The sequence below is a fragment of the Enterobacter sp. LU1 genome, assembly GCF_008271405.2.
Classification (GTDB): Bacteria; Pseudomonadota; Gammaproteobacteria; order Enterobacterales; family Enterobacteriaceae; genus Enterobacter; species Enterobacter hormaechei_C.
This window is the reverse complement of the sequence record NZ_CP043438.2, coordinates 2,978,048-2,994,359: the sequence shown is the minus strand read 5'-3', so window position 1 is coordinate 2,994,359 and position 16,312 is coordinate 2,978,048. Positions and strand designations below refer to the sequence as shown.

Sequence of the window (16,312 nt, the reverse complement as noted above, 5' to 3'; positions counted from 1 at the left end):
TCATGAGTGCGTTAAATAAAAAAAGTTTTCTCACTTATCTGAAAGAAGGCGGTATTTACGTTGTTCTTTTAGTCTTGCTGGCGATTATTATTTTCCAGGACCCTACGTTCTTAAGTCTGCTGAACTTGAGTAACATTCTGACCCAGTCTTCCGTACGTATTATTATCGCGCTTGGCGTGGCGGGACTTATCGTTACCCAGGGGACTGACCTTTCGGCAGGGCGCCAGGTGGGTCTGGCGGCGGTCATTGCGGCAACCCTGTTGCAGTCGATGGAAAACGCCAACAAGGTGTTCCCGGAGATGGCGACCATGCCGATTTTCGTGGTGATCCTGATCGTGTGCGCCATCGGCGCGGTAATTGGCCTGATTAACGGCATCATCATTGCTTACCTGAACGTGACGCCATTCATCACCACGCTGGGCACGATGATCATCGTTTATGGTATCAACTCCCTGTACTACGATTTCGTCGGCGCGTCTCCAATCTCTGGCTTCGACAGCGGCTTCTCGACCTTCACGCAGGGGTTTGTTGCGCTGGGCAGCTTCCGTCTCTCCTACATCACCTTCTATGCGCTGATTGCGGTGGCGTTCGTCTGGATCCTGTGGAACAAAACCCGCTTCGGTAAAAACATCTTTGCTATCGGCGGTAACCCTGAAGCGGCGAAAGTGTCCGGGGTCAACGTGGCTCTGAACCTGCTGATGATTTACGCCCTGTCCGGGGTCTTCTACGCCTTCGGCGGGATGCTGGAAGCGGGCCGTATCGGCTCTGCAACCAACAACCTCGGCTTTATGTACGAACTGGATGCGATTGCAGCCTGCGTGGTTGGCGGCGTCTCCTTCAGCGGCGGCGTGGGGACCGTGCTGGGCGTGGTGACCGGTGTGATCATCTTCACCGTTATCAACTACGGCCTGACCTACATCGGCGTGAACCCCTACTGGCAGTACATCATCAAGGGCGCCATCATCATCTTCGCGGTTGCGCTGGATTCACTGAAGTACGCGCGTAAGAAGTAAGATCTTCAGAATGAAAAGGCCCGCTCACGTAGCGGGCCTTTTTTTGCCTGGTGGCGCGACGCTTACCGGGCCTACAAAATCGCGATCGTAGGTCGGGTAAGGCGAAGCCGCCACCCGACAAAAGTTATTACTTCTTCTGAATTTCCAGCAACTGCTCTGGCGTTACCGCCGGGTAACCCTGTGCATTCTCCGGCACTTCGTGCATCGTTGGGATCGGCACCAGCGGGCCTAAAAAGCGCGGTTCACGTTTGAATAAGTACAGGTCAGCCAGCGCGCCAAAACGAGCGCCAAACTCACGTACGCGCACGCTCAGCATATCCTTTGGCGATGGCACCGCATAACACTGCGCCTGAATGCCCATATGCAGGGCGATAAACAGCGCCCGCTCGCAGTGGAAACGCTGGGTAATGATGATGAAATCATTGGTGTCGAACACCTTGCGGGTACGCACGATGGAATCAAGCGTGCGGAATCCGGCGTAGTCGAGCACGATATCGGCCGGGTCGACGCCTGCGGCAATCAGATCTTTGCGCATCGTCACCGGCTCGTTATAGCTTTGCAGCGCGTTATCGCCGCTCAGCAGCAGATAGTTCACCTTGCCGCTGTTATAGGCGTTCAGCGCGCCCTGAATACGATACCGGTAATACTGATTTATGACGCCAGTGCGGTAATACTTGGCGGTGCCAAGCACCACACCAACCTGACGGTAGGGGAGATCCTGTAGGTCATCAAAAATGTAGGGGGCTGTTTTCCAGCTCATCCAGCGGTCGAGACCCAGCACGATCAACAGCAGTATGCCGACCAGGACAGACAGGCTGTAAAACACGCGCTTTAACATGCAGATGGCTCGTACCGATGATGAAATTTCCCTCAGGCTACTGTACCCGCCTGGTTAGCGCAAGAAACAGCGATTCAACTGAGGGGTTTTTCGTCAGACTGGCGGGCAACTCTGCTCGCCGAACAGATTATGCCAGCAGCACGCGGTCGATGGTTGAACAGCCCAGCGCTTTCAGCGTGGCTGCGGTCGCGTCCCACTGGATCAGCGGCGCATCGGCCTTTTCAGCCAGGATTGCGCGCTGAATATCCGGGTAGTCATACCCGTTCAGGCTAAGCAGGTTCAGGGCACCCTGGAGCGGAGGCAGCGTCGGGTTAAATGCGGCGTTCTCTGCATAGCTGCCGGTGAAGATGCGGCCGTCGCGGCACTGAAGGGCGACGCCGCTTGGAGATTTGCTGTAGGGCGTGTGGCTTTTATTGGCGGCGGCAATGGCCGCTTCGCTCAGCTCATCTCCCGAGAGCGCATAACCGTGGTCCTGCTCGTCCATCAGCAGGGTTTTGATCTCAAGATCTTTCGGGCCGAAAGCATCCGGCAGGTAATCACCCAGCGTATGCGGTGCGCGTCCCGGCAGGTTGATACGCAGTTCAAGACCGCTGTTCAGCTCATTCATAAACTGGCGGCAGTGGCCGCAAGGGGTATAGTTGACGGTGATGGCGCGCAGGGCTTTTTCGCCGCGCAGCCAGGCGTGACTGATGGCGCTCTGCTCCGCGTGGACGGTTTGCTGCATGGTCGCACCAAGAAACTCCATGTTTCCGCCGAAGTACCAGGTTCCGCTCACGCCGCGCGCAATTGCGCCTACGTTGAAATGGGAAAGGTCAGCGCGGGCGCAGGCAGCCGCCAGGGGCAGCAGGGCGAAAGCCAGCGCGTCTTCGTCCAGCCCCGTTGCCTGTTTAAGGGTCGTGACCTGATCTGCCGTCAGCAGGGCGGGGAAATGCGCATCCGCCAGAACCGGAGCCAGGGCTGATTGCAAATTCTCTGCAAGCTGAGAGAAAGCAGCTTGAAAACGTGGATGCATGACGTTGCCTCATCAAGGTTAATGGATCGGTAGTGTACGGAGCCGTACGGCCTTTATATGTGATCCAAATCTCATTATGTGTGCAACTTATGAAATGAAAATGAAATTTGCGCGACGCATCGCAAATTTTAGCCCATGACTGCCAGAATAATCGGGAAGATAAACGGCGCGACCAGGGAAGTGATAATCCCGCAGATCACCAGCGCCAGCGAGCTGAATGCCCCTTCCTGATAATCCAGTTCCGCGCAGCGTGCGGTGCCCAGCGCGTGCGAGGCGGTACCCATCGCCAGACCGCGTGCCGCTTTGGTCCGAATTTTCATGATATTCAGCAGCGTATGACCAAACACCGCGCCCAGGATACCGACGAAAATCACGCACACGGCGCTGATGGCCGGAATGCCCCCGATGCTGCCGCCCACGGCCATGGCAATCGGCGTGGTGACGGATTTAGGCAGGATAGAGGCGGCGATCTGCGGCGACGCGCCCATCAATAAGGCCACCGAGGTACCGGTGATCATCGCAACAAGGCTACCCACAAAGCAGATGGTAATGATGGATTTCCAGCGCGCGCGGATCTGATGCAGTTGCTCATATAAAGGAAACGCCAGCGCCACCACGGCAGGCTGCAACAAATCGTTGAGGATCTTGCTCCCGGCGAAGTAACGTTCATAAGGAATGCCGGTGAGCAGCAGAAAAGGAATAATCACCACCATGGCGACCAGCAGCGGGTTGAGCAACGGCATTTTGAAACGCACCGCAAGCTTACGCGCAGCAAAGAACACCACCAGGGTTAACGGCAGGGACCACCAGATATTCGCCATCATTTTTTTGTTTTCTCCCCGACGACCTTGCGTTCGCCATGCACAATGTGTGAACTCCAGCTGACGACCAGGAATACCACCAGCGTACTGATGGCGCAGGAGACCACAATCGGGCCGAACTGCGCTTTAAGCACATCGTAATACTGCATCACCCCAACGCCGATAGGCACAAAAAGCAGGGCCATATAGCGAATGAGAACGAAGCACCCCGGATTAACCCATTTCGCGGGCAGCACCTGTAATGCCAGCAGCACAAACAGGATCAGCATGCCGATAATGCTGCCGGGTATCGTAATCGGCAGCAGCGAAGCGATAAAAATGCCGGCGTATAGGCAGGCATAAATGAGGACGAAGGCGCGAAGGTATTGCCAGATAGTATTCAGTGATTTGCTCATGGTGAAAGTCCTTGCTGAGACGTATTCATCATACAATTAAACCTGAAAATGTGCCACGGATCACATCATGAATTTTGGGCATACCAGACATTCCGCAATGGAACGCCGGGCTTTCAACATACATAGAGAGCAGCTACTATAGCGCGTCTTTTTTCACAGGTACTCAGAATGCGTGTTTTACTGGCCCCGATGGAAGGTGTGCTCGACTCTCTCGTGCGCGAGCTGCTTACCGAGGTGAACGATTACGATCTCTGCGTGACGGAGTTCCTGCGCGTGGTCGATATGTTGCTGCCAGAAAAATCATTTTATCGTCTCTGCCCGGAACTGCATCGTCAGAGCCGTACCCCGTCCGGTACGCTGGTGCGTGTCCAGCTGCTCGGCCAGTATCCCGAGTGGCTGGCTGAAAACGCCGCCCGCGCGGTAGCGCTTGGTTCGTACGGCGTCGATCTTAACTGCGGCTGTCCGTCAAAGCTGGTCAACGGCAGCGGCGGGGGGGCGACGCTACTTAAAGATCCGGAGCTGATTTATCGCGGCGCAAAGGCCATGCGTGAGGCGGTGCCATCGCACCTGCCGGTGACGGTCAAAGTGCGTCTGGGATGGGACAGCGACGACAAGCAGTTCGAAATTGCTGACGCGGTGCAGCAGGCGGGCGCCACCGAGCTGGTGGTGCACGGGCGAACCAAAGAGGATGGTTATAAAGCCGAGCGCATTAACTGGCAGGCGATTGGCGAGATCCGCAAACGGCTTACGATCCCGGTGATTGCCAACGGCGAAATCTGGGATTATGAGAGCGCGCAGGCCTGCCTCAAAGAGACCGGCTGTAATGCCGTGATGATTGGCCGCGGTGCGCTGAACGTGCCGAACCTCAGCCGGGTGGTGAAATATAATGAGCCGCGGATGCCGTGGGCGGATGTGGTGAAACTACTGCAAAAATACACGCGGCTGGAAAAGCAGGGCGATACCGGCTTGTATCACGTCGCGCGCATTAAGCAGTGGCTGAGTTATTTGCGTAAAGAGTACGACGACGCGCTGGGATTATTTCAGGAGATCCGTACCCTACAGACGTCTGCGGATATTGCCCGGGTGATCCAGTCGAAGTCCTGAGCGAAGTGTGAAGAGTTTGCCCGGCACGGAGCCGGGCAACAGAATCAGAAAATCATCTTGAATACGCCTGTTACCACCAGCAGCCCTATCAGAAATATAATCAAAATAACCCACAATAATATTTTCATTCGCCTCTCCTGCGTATGTCTGTCGAAGTAAGTGTAGCAGTCAATTCATAATTAGCATGAATACATGAAATTAAATCATTGTCTTGGGGAATAAATTTCCGGATATGAAAATGTATAACAATATGCGGATTGCCACGCGTTACTAAAAAACGGAACGTCAGTAAGCGTAAGTTGCGCCTTTATTTTTTTGAGTTCATGGCGTAATGAAACGTTCTCTTACTTTATCTCTGAGTGCTCCTCTTGTTTTTATGCTGGCCGCCTGCGCGCCGGAACATGCCACGGTGTCTCCAGTAAAAACGCAAGCCGCCGCCGCAGCTGTAAATACCCAACTGCGTCATGCCGACTGGCCAAAAAGCGAATGGTGGAAAGACTTTAACGACCCCCAGCTCAACGCGCTGATCGACAAAGCGCTGGCGGATGCGCCGGATATGCAAATTGCCCGTCAGCGTATTACCCTGGCGGAAGCACAGGCGAAAGCCGCTGTCGCTGCTGAGGGTCCACAGCTGGATTTTTCCGCAGATGTTGAACGGCAAAAAATGTCGGCAGAGGGGCTGATGGGTCCATTTGCGCTGACCGATCCGGCGGCGGGGACAACCGGCCCCTGGTACACCAACGGCACCTTTGGTCTGACGGCGGGTTGGGATTTGGATTTATGGGGTAAAAACCGCGCCCAAATTGAGGCCCGCATCGGTCAGGTGAATGCGCAAAAAGCGGAGCTGGAGCAGACCCGCCAGCTGCTCGCCAGCAGCGTCGCGCGGCTGTACTGGGACTGGCAGACCGAGGCCGCGGTGGGTGACGTACTCGCGCAAATCAAACGGGAGCAGGAAAATATCATCGGTGCCGATCGTGAGCTTTATCAGCACGGCATTACCTCCTCGGTGGAAGGCGTTGAAACGGATATTAATGCCAGCAAAACCGATGAGCAGCTCGCTGACGTGCACGGCAAAATGAAGGTCATTGAGGCGCGTCTGAATGCGTTGACCCATACCCCTTCAGTCACGCTCGCCCGGCATGCCTTACCTGATGCAGAGGCGTCGCTGCCGTCAACGCTCGGTTATGAACTGCTGGCTCGGCGCCCGGATTTGCAGGAGGCGCACTGGTATATCGAAGCATCCATGAGCGAAGTGGATGCCGCCAGAGCCGCGTTCTACCCTGACATCAATTTGATGGCATTCTTGCAGCAGGATGCATTGCACCTGAGTGACCTGTTCCGCTCATCTGCGCAGCAAATGGGCGTAACCGCCGGGCTGACGCTGCCAATTTTTGACAGCGGTCGGTTGAATGCGAACCTGGATATCGCCCAGGCGCAAAACAACCTCTCCGTGGCGAACTACAACAAGACCGTGGTAGATGCCGTAAACCAGGTTGCCCGGACGGCCAGCGAAGTGGAAACGCTGACCGCCAAAAATCAGCACCAGCAGCAGATCGAAAAAGATGCGGCGCGCGTCGTTGCGCTGGCACAGGCGCGTTTCAGCGCCGGGATCATTGCCGGCTCCCGAGTGAGTGAAGCAAAAATTCCGGCGCTCAAAGAGCGTATTACCGGGTTCATGCTGAAAGGTCAGTACGTGGATGCCACGCTCCAGCTCACCTCCGCGCTGGGTGGCGGATATCATCACGGCTAACATTGCGTATTATCTATACTTACCTCTTTGCAGATTATCAGGAGGTGAGTATGACGCGAGTCGCAATTGTTACCGCATCGGATTCAGGAATTGGCAAAACGACGGCCCTGATGCTGGCCGAACGCGGGTTTGATGTCGGAGTAACCTGGCATTCAGATGAGAAAGGGGCGCTGGCAACCTGCCGTGAAATTGAAGCGCGCGGGCAGCGTGCCGAGGCCATTCATCTCGACTTAAGCAATTTGCCGGAAGGCGCAAAGGCCATTGAAACCCTGATTACGCGTTTCGGGCGGCTGGATGTGCTGGTTAACAATGCCGGGGCGATGAATAAAGCGCCATTTCTGGACCTGTCGTTTGACGACTGGCGGCACATATTCACCGTTGACGTGGACGGCGCGTTTCACTGCTCGCAAATCGCGGCGCGTCAGATGGTGAAGCAGGGGGAAGGGGGGCGGATCGTGAATATCACCTCGGTGCATGAACATACGCCATTGCCGGACGCCAGCGCCTATACGGCGGCCAAACATGCGCTGGGCGGGTTAACAAAGTCGATGGCGCTGGAGTTGGTTAAACATAAGATTCTGGTGAACGCCGTTGCGCCCGGAGCGATCGCCACGCCGATGAATGATATGGACGACAGCGAAGTGAAAGAAGGCGCAATGCCGGAAATCCCGCTGGCACGGCCAGGGCATACCAAAGAAATTGCCAGCCTGGTGGCGTGGCTGTGTGACAGCGACGCCAGCTACACCACCGGGCAGTCGTTTATCGTCGACGGCGGTTTTATGCTGGCGAATCCGCAGTTTAAGCCGGAGGGATAGGTTCCCCTCACCCTAACCCTCTCCCTGTGGGAGAGGGAACTAAAAACCCCCTCTCCCTGTGGGAGAGGGCCGGGGTGAGGGCATCAGGCCGCACTCACTCCTGATCCCGCCTCTTCTCTCTGTGCCGCAGCCACAGCCGTACCACAATCACCACCGCAACAACCAGGATCAACCAGGCCCAGTGTTTAAGATGCTGATCGAGATTATGCAGCCACGGACCTATTACTTCGCCACCCACGTAGCCAAGCGTGGTGAAAATCAGCGCCCAGGCAATCGCCCCGAGAATGTTCAGCGGCAGGAAGATTTTCGGCGGTAAGCGGCTCGCGCCAATCAGTATTGGCCCGATGATGCGAAAGCCGTACATAAAGCGGGTACCAATCACAAACAGCCAGGGACGTCGCTGGATAAGCCGCTGAGCACGGCGAATTTTCTTTTGATGCTTAGCAAAACGTTGCAAAAGCGTTGGGCCAAAGCGCAGCCCCAGAAAGTAGAGCAGCTGATCGCCAATCATACCGCCCAACGCGACGGCGGCGACCACCAGCGAGAATTTCAGCAATCCCTGATGTGCGGCCACCCCGCCCAGCAGCGTGATGGTTTCGCCTTCCGCGACGCTGCCGATCACCAGCGCGGCGTATCCATATTGTTCAATAAGACCGTTGATATCCATTACGTAAACGTCATCTCCCTTACTGTGCCTGCGTTAATCATATACCCCATCCATCAACCGCGCGGCAATCAACGGAAATTTCCCACTGTACATAAAATAATCTAAAGCCTGCATTATACTTAAGCTATCGCTGATGGGCCGACAACAAGGGGGCGTTATGAACCATGTCTGGGGACTTTTCTCCCATCCCGATCGTGAAATGCAGGTGATCCGTAACGAGAACGAAACGGTCGCGCATCACTATACCCACCATGTCCTGCTGATGGCAGCGGTGCCGGTGGTCTGCGCGTTTATTGGTACTACGCAGATAGGCTGGAACTTTGGTGACGGCACCGTGGTTCAGCTTTCCTGGTTTACCGGACTGTACCTGGCCATTCTGTTTTATGGCCTGATGCTGGCCGGGGTGGCGGTGATGGGGCGGGTCATCCACTGGATGGCGCGCAACTATCCGCAGCGCCCGTCGCTGGCACACTGTATGGTCTTCGCCGGATACGTCGCGACCCCGCTGTTTTTGAGCGGTATTGTCGCGCTCTATCCACTGGTCTGGCTGTGCGCGCTGATCGGTACGGTTGCCCTCTTTTACACCGGTTATCTGCTGTATGTAGGGGTGCCAACCTTCCTCAATATCAATAAAGAAGAGGGCCTGAGCTTCTCCAGCTCTACGCTTGCCATCGGCGTACTGGTCCTTGAGGCGCTACTGGCCCTGACAGTTATTCTTTGGGGTTATGGATACCGTCTCTTTTAAGTTCCCTGCATTGCTGGCGTAAATGCCAGCAATGCAGCATCTGGTTATGATTCTCCGCTGGCGACAACGCACGGTGATCGCTATGATGCCGAAGCCAGCCTGTGTTTATCCGTTGACACAGGCGGTGTACGTCATAACGTGCGTGAATCATTATCAGAAGTCTCATCATGCTGAAATTTCGAGTGTCACTCCTTAGTCTTGCGCTGCTGCTGGGCGTCTCCGCTACCGCGCCAGCCATCGCCAAAACGACCGCAGTCGCCACCGCTGCTGCGCAACCCCAGATTGCGTCCGGCAGCGCGATGATCGTTGACCTGAATACCAACAAGGTGATCTACGCCAGTCATCCGGATCTGGTGCGCCCGATCGCTTCCATAACCAAAGTCATGACCGCGATGGTGGTGCTTGATGCACGACTGCCGCTGGACGAAAAGCTGAAGGTGGATATCAGCCACACGCCAGAGATGAAAGGGATCTACTCTCGCGTGCGTCTGAACAGTGAAATCAGCCGTAAAAATATGCTGCTGCTGGCGCTGATGTCCTCTGAGAACCGCGCGGCGGCAAGCCTTGCCCACCATTATCCTGGTGGTTACGACGCGTTTATCCGCGCGATGAACGCCAAAGCCAAAGCGCTGGGGATGAAAAATACCCATTTCGTAGAGCCAACCGGTCTGTCGATTCATAACGTCTCGACGGCGCGTGATTTAACCAAGCTGCTGATCGCCAGTAAGCAATACCCGCTGATCGGTCAGCTCAGTACCACGCGTGAGGAGATGGCGACATTCTCGAACCCGGCGTATACGCTGCCGTTCCGCAACACTAACCATCTGGTGTATCGCGATAACTGGAATATTCAGTTAACCAAGACCGGATTCACTAATGCGGCAGGGCACTGCCTGGTGATGCGCACCGTGTTTAACGGTAAGCCAGTGGCGCTGGTGGTGATGGATGCCTTCGGCAAATATACCCACTTTGCGGACGCCAGCCGCCTGCGCACCTGGATTGAAACCGGGAAAGTGCAGCCGGTGCCGGCTTCAGCGCTGGCGTATAAAAAGCAGAAAGCGGAACAGATGGCGACGGCGCAGAACGACTGAGCCGCCTGTCTGTGCCGGGTGGCGGCTTCGCCTTACCCGGCCTACGGCCCTAAAGCGGCCCCGATACGTAGGCCCGGTAAGCGAAGCGCCACCGGGCGAAAGCGCCTACTCCGGCAGCGTCCAGTCACCATCGTTGAGTGGACGCTGCATGATCAACGTATCCCGCCAGTCGCCCTTCTTATACCCCACGCTGCGCAGTTGACCGACAACCTCGAAGCCATGTTTTTTATGCAGCCGTAACGATCCCGCATTATTGTTTCCGTCACCAACCACGGCAATCATCTGCCGCCAGGGTCCTTGTTCACAACGGGCGATCAGTGCCTGGAGTAAGGCCGAGCCAAACCCGCGCCCGGTAGTGCTGGCATCCACATAGATGGATTCCTCAAGGGTGTACCGGTAGGCCTGGCGTGGACGATAAAACGTGGCGTAGCAGTAGCCGACAACAATGCCGCGATACAGCGCAACCAGCCACGGTAAACCGCTGTCGGTCACGCTCTTCATCCGCTGACGCATCTCATCGACGGTGGGAGGAATTTCCTCGAAGGACGCACGGCCATGAAGCACATGCCAGGCGTATATCGCCGAGATGGCATGCGCATCGTCAGGAAGGGCGTCGCGCACCTCGATTTCAGTTTCGGGGAAAATTTCTACAGCCGACATGTTCTGCCCGCTCCTTGTTTGGAAAGCCAGAGAAACGTTTCTCTGGCAACAGGCAGATACTCTAGTACGTTTGAGGAGGGCTTAACAATCTCTTAAATTTGGCTATAAGAGTTCATCAGAGGCTTGCGTATTGTGTTCCTCTGTTTCGGCACTCTCTTTCCAGTATTTCTTCCGCGTTGTCTTACCAATGCCCGGGTTCATACTGTTTGTAGGGTCATTTTTGCGATAAAACTGTTTAAGCGTCTCCGGCGCTTTGTACAGGTGTCCTACGTTGTGCTCGGCAGGATATTGCGCGCCACGCTCGTGCAGCAGCGCCAGCATCTGTTCTTTCAGCGCGTGTGCATCAACCCCTTTTTTGACGATGTAATCCTGATGGAAGACATAGCACATAAAGTGGCCGTAATAGAGCTTATGCACCAGCTTGCTGTCGATCTCCGGCGGCAGATGTTCAAACCACTCGGTATCGTTGCGACGCAGGGCGATATCCAGCGCCAGAATATCCTCCACCTCTTCGGAATGCACCGCCTGATAACGGATGGCAGCACCCGCCGCGGCGAAGCGGTGCAGGAAGGCTTTGCTGCCTTCTTCCGGCGTACAGGCAAAGAAATCCCCGTCGGCGGTTTTGAAGAATTCGGTGAGCCAGCTCTGCGCTTCGGCAATTCCGTCCCCGGCCATTTTCAGCAGCAGATGGTGCTCATACTTGTCGCGCCAGGTCTTCATCCGCTCCGGTAAATGCGCCGGGAAGACGTTACCCAGCTTCTGCATAAAGCGGTCGGTGAAGTGCGGTTTGAACAACGATACTTTCTCCAGCATCGCGTCGGTGCGGCCCTTCATAGTGAAGAAGAACGGCATTTTGTCGGTGCCGAGCTTGTCGATCATCAGGAAGGTATCTTTGCCGTAGCGCTCGGCGATGTCGTAAATGTCCCGGTGCATATACTCGCCCGCCACCGGCAGGTGAGTGAACTCGGCCAGAATATGACGACGGATCTCCGTCAGCACCTCCGGCTGATTGGTGCCGATGTAAAACACCTGCTGCTTTTTCTCTGCCGGGAAGGTATCGAGGCGCACCGCAAAAACGGCCAGCTTGCCCGCGCAGCCGGAGGATTCAAACAGGCGATCCGGATCGGCATTATAGCGCGCCGGCGTATCGGCATTGATATCGCGCACGCGGGTGATGTAATCGTGGTCATGCGCGTGACGGCCATCGTGCTGAACGTCTTCGTCCTTTACGCGGTCATCGTCGAGTTTGCTGAGGATCTGCTCTGGCGTTACGCCCAGATCGATCCCCAGATGGTTAACCAGCGTCAGCTTGCCGTTTTCATCGATACGGGCGAACAGCGACATTTCCGTGTAAGCCGGGCCGCGCTGCACCAGCGAGCCGCCGGAGTTATTGCAGATCCCGCCGATCACCGAGGCGCCAATGCACGATGAGCCGATCACCGAGTGCGGTTCGCGTCCCAGCGGCTTAAGCGCTTTTTCCAGCGAGTAAAGCGTGGTGCCGGGGAAGGCGAGCACCTGTTCGCCCTTGTCCAGCAGGTGCAGTTTGTCGAGGCGCAGGGTGCTGATAATCACGATGTCACGATCGTAATCGTTGCCGTTCGGCGTGGAGCCTTCGGTCAGGCCGGTATTCGCAGCCTGCATTAAAATAATCTTGTCTGCCGCAACGCAGGCGCTGAGCACGCGCCACAGTTCGAGCAACGTACCGGGGAAGACCACCGCCAGCGCGTCGCCCTGGCCGGAGCGAAAGCCCTTACGGTAGCGGGCGGTTTTGGCCGGGTCGGTAAGCAGGTGAGAGTGACCAACCAGGCGCGACAGTTCGTTAATAAATGTAGTGTTATCGTCAGTTCGAACAGAAGACATCTTCCACTCCTTGTGGTGGGGCAAATTTCTCGCTGTAAAGCATAGCGCGATTAGCCGTTGAGCGGTCGGGTATTCATGAGAAAAATCAGAGAATAACCCTGCAAGGTTTTCAGGCTTTGTGGCACACTGCGCTTTTCGCACGGTCTGGCCGGGTGCTTCCCGCGGTTATTGATGAGAGAGAATAACAACATGAAATGGCTATGTTCTGTAGGTGTTGCCGTCAGCCTGGCGCTGCAACCTGCGCTGGCAGAGGATTTGTTTGGTAATCACCCGCTCACGCCCGAAGCCCGCGACGCCTTTGTCACGGATTTACTCAAAAAGATGACGGTCGATGAGAAAATCGGCCAGCTACGCCTGATCAGCGTCGGTCCGGATAACCCGAAGGAAGCCATTCGCGAGATGATCAAAGACGGGCAGGTAGGGGCCATTTTTAACACCGTTACCCGCCAGGATATCCGCAAGATGCAGGATCAGGTGATGGAGCTGAGCCGCCTGAAAATTCCACTGTTCTTCGCTTATGACGTGGTGCACGGCCAGCGTACCGTCTTCCCGATTAGCCTCGGCTTAGCCTCCTCTTTTAATCTTGATGCGGTGAAAACCGTCGGGCGCGTTTCGGCATATGAAGCCGCAGACGACGGCCTGAATATGACCTGGGCGCCGATGGTTGACGTCTCCCGCGATCCGCGCTGGGGCCGCGCTTCGGAGGGCTTCGGTGAAGACACGTATTTAACCGCCACGATGGGCAAAACCATGGTGGAAGCGATGCAGGGCAAAAGCCCGGCAGATCGTTACTCGGTGATGACCAGCGTCAAGCACTTCGCCGCCTATGGCGCGGTGGAGGGCGGTAAAGAGTACAACACCGTCGACATGAGCCCACAGCGCCTGTTCAACGACTACATGCCGCCATACAAGGCAGGGCTGGACGCGGGCAGCGGGGCGGTGATGGTAGCGCTGAACTCTCTCAACGGCACGCCTGCCACCTCCGATTCGTGGCTGCTGAAAGACGTGTTGCGCGACCAGTGGGGCTTTAAGGGCATTACCGTCTCTGACCACGGCGCGATTAAAGAGCTGATTAAACACGGCACGGCGTCCGATCCGGAAGACGCGGTACGCGTGGCGCTCAAGTCCGGCATCAACATGAGCATGAGCGACGAGTACTACAGCAAATACCTGCCGGGGCTGGTGAAGAGCGGCAAAGTGACGATGGCAGAGCTGGACGACGCCGCTCGCCACGTGCTGAACGTGAAATATGACATGGGGCTGTTTAACGATCCTTACAGCCATCTGGGGCCGAAGGATTCAGACCCGGCGGACACCAACGCCGAAAGCCGTCTGCACCGTAAAGAAGCCCGGGAAGTAGCGCGCGAAAGCCTGGTGCTGCTGAAAAACCGTCTCGACACGCTGCCGCTGAAAAAATCCGGCACCATTGCCGTGGTCGGTCCGCTGGCCGACAGCAAGCGTGACGTCATGGGCAGCTGGTCCGCCGCAGGCGTGGCGGATCAGTCCGTTACCGTGCTGACCGGCATTAAGAGCGCCGTGGGTGATAATGCAAAAGTGGTTTACGCCAAAGGCGCAAACGTCACCGACGATAAAGACATCGTCACCTTCCTCAACCAGTACGAGGAAGCGGTGAAGGTGGATCCGCGCACGCCGAAAGAGATGATCGACGAAGCGGTGAACGCCGCGAAGCAGTCCGACGTGGTGGTCGCGGTGGTGGGTGAAGCGCAGGGGATGGCGCACGAAGCCTCCAGTCGTACCGACATCACTATCCCGCAAAGCCAGCGTGATCTGATCGCGGCCCTGAAAGCCACCGGCAAGCCGCTGGTGCTGGTGCTGATGAACGGGCGTCCGCTGGCGCTGGTGAAAGAAGACCAGCAAGCTGACGCCATTCTGGAAACCTGGTTCGCCGGTACCGAAGGCGGTAACGCCATTGCCGACGTGCTGTTTGGCGATTACAACCCGTCCGGCAAGCTGCCGATGTCCTTCCCGCGCTCCGTCGGGCAGATCCCGGTTTACTACAGCCACCTGAACACCGGTCGTCCGTATAACGCCGACAAGCCGAACAAGTACACGTCTCGTTATTTCGATGAGGCGAACGGCCCGCTGTATCCGTTTGGCTATGGCCTGAGCTACACCACCTTTAAGGTCTCTGACGTGAAAATGTCAGCGCCTACGATGAAGCATGACGGCAAAGTGACCGCCAGCGTGGAGGTGACCAACAGCGGCAAACGCGAAGGCGCGACGGTGATCCAGATGTACATTCAGGATGTCACGGCCTCCATGAGCCGTCCGGTGAAACAGCTGCGCGGCTTCGAGAAGGTCAACCTGAAACCGGGCGAAACCAGAACGGTCAGCTTCCCGATTGACGTGAATGCGCTAAAGTTCTGGAACCAGCAGATGAAATACGATGCCGAGCCTGGCAAATTCAACGTCTTCATTGGCGTGGATTCCGCCCGCGTGAACAAAGCCGAATTCGAGCTGCAATAATCTTACCTTCCTCCCCATCCCCCGCCTGGCGGGGGATGCCTCTCATCTTGTACGAAAAACGGTTAAATTCGCTGTTTTAAGCTACGCTTTTGTCTCAAGCCTATGAAAAAGGCCACAAAATATTGAGGAAAGCAGAATGACGATTATTAAGGGGATAACAGGATCGGCGGTGCTTCTGGCGGCGCTAAGCCTGCCGCTACAGGCCGCAGAGCCGGTTAAGGTGGGTTCCAAAATTGATACCGAGGGCGCGTTGCTCGGCAATATCATTTTGCAGGTACTCGAAAGCCACGGCGTGAAAACGGTCAATAAAGTACAGCTTGGCACCACACCTGTCGTACGTGGTGCCATCACGTCCGGCGAGCTGGATATCTACCCGGAATACACCGGCAACGGGGCATTCTTCTTCAAGGATGAAAACGATCCGGCCTGGAAAAATGCCAAAGCCGGGTACGAAAAAGTCAAAAAGCTGGACGCGGAAAAAAATAAGCTGGTCTGGCTTACGCCGGCACCGGCCAACAACACCTGGACCATCGCGGTGCGTAAAGATATTGCCGAGAAAGGCAAGCTCACCTCGCTTGACGATCTCAGCCGCTACCTGAAAGAGAAGGGCGAGTTTAAGCTCGCGGCCTCGGCAGAGTTTATCGAGCGCGCTGATGCCCTGCCAGCGTTTGAAAAAGCCTATGATTTCAAGCTCGATCAGTCTCAGCTGCTCTCGCTGGCGGGCGGCGACACGGCGGTGACCATTAAGGCGGCGGCGCAGCAAACCTCCGGCGTCAACGCGGCGATGGCCTACGGCACCGACGGCCCGGTCGCGGCGCTTGGTCTGCAAACCCTGACCGACCCGAAAGGCGTTCAGCCAATTTACGCCCCAACCCCGGTCGTGCGCGAGGCGGTGCTGAAAGCCTATCCGGATATTGCGGAATGGCTCAAACCGGTGTTTGAAAAACTGGATGCGAAAACGCTGCAACAGCTGAATGCCAGCATTGCCGTTGAGGGGCTGGATGCCAAAAAGGTGGCTGCCGACTTCCTGAAACAACAAGGGCTTGTGAAGTAA

15 protein-coding genes are annotated in these 16,312 nt (G+C 56.2%); 8 read left to right on the top strand and 7 right to left on the bottom strand.

Features of this window, described 5'->3' with window-relative positions:
- Positions 1-2: 2 nt before the first annotated feature.
- Entirely contained in the window at positions 3-1,013 is a 1,011-nt protein-coding gene (gene mglC / locus FZF21_RS14320; protein ID WP_003859318.1) for a galactose/methyl galactoside ABC transporter permease MglC, read from the top strand.
- A gap of 127 nt (positions 1,014-1,140) precedes the next feature.
- On the opposite strand, the gene sanA is transcribed toward mglC, so the two are convergent.
- The 4 genes from sanA to FZF21_RS14300 all read right to left on the bottom strand — a co-directional run bounded on the left by sanA (position 1,141) and on the right by FZF21_RS14300 (position 4,079).
- Positions 1,141-1,851 (bottom strand): outer membrane permeability protein SanA, encoded by a 711-nt coding sequence (gene sanA, locus FZF21_RS14315; protein ID WP_017383381.1) that lies wholly within the window; start codon positions 1,849-1,851, stop codon positions 1,141-1,143.
- 127 nt (positions 1,852-1,978) lie between these two features.
- Positions 1,979-2,863, bottom strand: coding sequence for a cytidine deaminase (gene cdd / locus FZF21_RS14310; protein WP_032103253.1), 885 nt, complete (start codon positions 2,861-2,863; stop codon positions 1,979-1,981).
- Between the two features lie 128 nt (positions 2,864-2,991).
- The gene (locus FZF21_RS14305; RefSeq protein ID WP_015572322.1) at positions 2,992-3,687 is read right to left on the bottom strand and encodes a CidB/LrgB family autolysis modulator; all 696 of its coding nucleotides are present in this window, start codon (positions 3,685-3,687) and stop codon (positions 2,992-2,994) included.
- Positions 3,684-4,079 carry a CidA/LrgA family protein gene (locus FZF21_RS14300; protein WP_003859308.1) on the bottom strand — a complete coding sequence of 132 codons (396 nt, stop codon included), beginning with the start codon at positions 4,077-4,079 and terminating at the stop codon, positions 3,684-3,686. Before FZF21_RS14300 ends, FZF21_RS14305 begins: the two co-directional genes overlap by 4 nt.
- Before the next feature lie 168 nt (positions 4,080-4,247).
- Between FZF21_RS14300 and dusC the strand changes: the two genes are divergently transcribed.
- The 3 genes from dusC (at position 4,248) to FZF21_RS14285 (ending at position 7,748) form a co-directional block, all read left to right on the top strand.
- Complete coding sequence (gene dusC / locus FZF21_RS14295) at positions 4,248-5,183, top strand: tRNA dihydrouridine(16) synthase DusC (protein ID WP_015572323.1); 936 nt, start codon at positions 4,248-4,250, stop codon at positions 5,181-5,183.
- 331 nt (positions 5,184-5,514) lie between these two features.
- Entirely contained in the window at positions 5,515-6,933 is a 1,419-nt protein-coding gene (gene mdtQ / locus FZF21_RS14290; RefSeq protein WP_149121270.1) for a multidrug resistance outer membrane protein MdtQ, read from the top strand.
- A gap of 50 nt (positions 6,934-6,983) precedes the next feature.
- Complete coding sequence (locus FZF21_RS14285; protein ID WP_149121271.1) at positions 6,984-7,748, top strand: SDR family oxidoreductase; 765 nt, start codon at positions 6,984-6,986, stop codon at positions 7,746-7,748.
- Positions 7,749-7,842: 94 nt separating this feature from the next.
- On the opposite strand, the gene FZF21_RS14280 is transcribed toward FZF21_RS14285, so the two are convergent.
- Positions 7,843-8,415: a DedA family protein gene (locus FZF21_RS14280; protein WP_032671766.1), complete on the bottom strand. Its 573-nt coding sequence runs from the start codon at positions 8,413-8,415 to the stop codon at positions 7,843-7,845.
- 157 nt (positions 8,416-8,572) lie between these two features.
- Here FZF21_RS14280 and FZF21_RS14275 point away from each other — a divergent pair, with 157 nt between their 5' ends.
- The gene (locus FZF21_RS14275) at positions 8,573-9,160 is read left to right on the top strand and encodes a Yip1 family protein (RefSeq protein ID WP_003859296.1); all 588 of its coding nucleotides are present in this window, start codon (positions 8,573-8,575) and stop codon (positions 9,158-9,160) included.
- 167 nt (positions 9,161-9,327) lie between these two features.
- The gene (pbpG, locus tag FZF21_RS14270) at positions 9,328-10,251 is read left to right on the top strand and encodes a D-alanyl-D-alanine endopeptidase (protein ID WP_015572329.1); all 924 of its coding nucleotides are present in this window, start codon (positions 9,328-9,330) and stop codon (positions 10,249-10,251) included.
- Positions 10,252-10,356: 105 nt separating this feature from the next.
- Here pbpG and FZF21_RS14265 read toward each other — a convergent pair whose 3' ends face one another.
- Positions 10,357-10,911, bottom strand: coding sequence for a GNAT family N-acetyltransferase (locus FZF21_RS14265; RefSeq protein ID WP_015572330.1), 555 nt, complete (start codon positions 10,909-10,911; stop codon positions 10,357-10,359).
- A 102-nt stretch (positions 10,912-11,013) separates the two neighbouring features.
- On the bottom strand, positions 11,014-12,771 hold the full coding sequence (gene dld, locus FZF21_RS14260) for a D-lactate dehydrogenase (protein WP_015572331.1): 1,758 nt from the start codon (positions 12,769-12,771) through the stop codon (positions 11,014-11,016).
- A gap of 189 nt (positions 12,772-12,960) precedes the next feature.
- Here dld and bglX point away from each other — a divergent pair, with 189 nt between their 5' ends.
- Entirely contained in the window at positions 12,961-15,258 is a 2,298-nt protein-coding gene (gene bglX, locus FZF21_RS14255) for a beta-glucosidase BglX (RefSeq protein ID WP_149121272.1), read from the top strand.
- A 136-nt stretch (positions 15,259-15,394) separates the two neighbouring features.
- On the top strand, positions 15,395-16,312 hold the full coding sequence (locus FZF21_RS14250; RefSeq protein WP_015572333.1) for an ABC transporter substrate-binding protein: 918 nt from the start codon (positions 15,395-15,397) through the stop codon (positions 16,310-16,312).